This is a genomic window from Actinoallomurus acaciae (genome assembly GCF_042429965.1).
GTDB lineage: Bacteria > Actinomycetota > Actinomycetes > Streptosporangiales > Streptosporangiaceae > Actinoallomurus > Actinoallomurus acaciae.
Genome location: NZ_JBHLZP010001296.1, coordinates 1 through 535 on the forward strand (window position 1 = coordinate 1; position 535 = coordinate 535).

Below are 535 nucleotides of genomic sequence, written 5' to 3' on the forward strand. Positions count from 1 at the left end.
ATAAGGCATTTTTCTCTTTATCTTTGTACGGTACTTCATGGAACAGAATTTTTGACCTTGTGAATCGTGATGTCTGTTGGGGAGGGGCAATTTGCTCACTGAAGCGTGAGACTCGATTAAGCGCACGAAACACAGAAATCAAAAACCCGACCACTTTTTTACAAAGTGACCGGGTAAAAATAATTTTTATTTTTTAACTGTCCTGAGACTCATAGAGATGTCTCAAAACTAAAATTTGGCTCCTCTGACTGGACTCGAACCAGTGACATACGGATTAACAGTCCGCCGTTCTACCGACTGAACTACAGAGGAATCGTGAGAACGAGGCGAATATTAGCGATGCCCACCCACAATGTCAAAGCCTGTTTTTTAAATTTGAAATCGTTTGCTGAAATAATCTGCATTTTGTCGTTTATTCCGATACAACTGGCTTTTTTTCACACTTTTGCGGCTCGGATCGAGGGTATTTCCATAGCCAACGTCCAGTAACCATTCGCCAGTAAAACAGCACGGCCCGCACAGCCCAGTCGGCAAA

General features: G+C 42.8%; 1 protein-coding gene and 1 tRNA gene. One reads left to right on the forward strand and one right to left on the reverse strand.

Annotated elements, in window-relative coordinates; all coding sequences use genetic code 11:
- A partial coding sequence (locus ACFFNX_RS52635) for a hypothetical protein (RefSeq protein WP_378213917.1) occupies positions 1-197 on the forward strand: 197 nt, incomplete at its 5' end.
- Between the two features lie 39 nt (positions 198-236).
- On the opposite strand, the gene ACFFNX_RS52640 is transcribed toward ACFFNX_RS52635, so the two are convergent.
- A tRNA-Asn gene (locus ACFFNX_RS52640) sits at positions 237-312 on the reverse strand.
- Between the last annotated feature and the right edge of the window lie 223 nt (positions 313-535).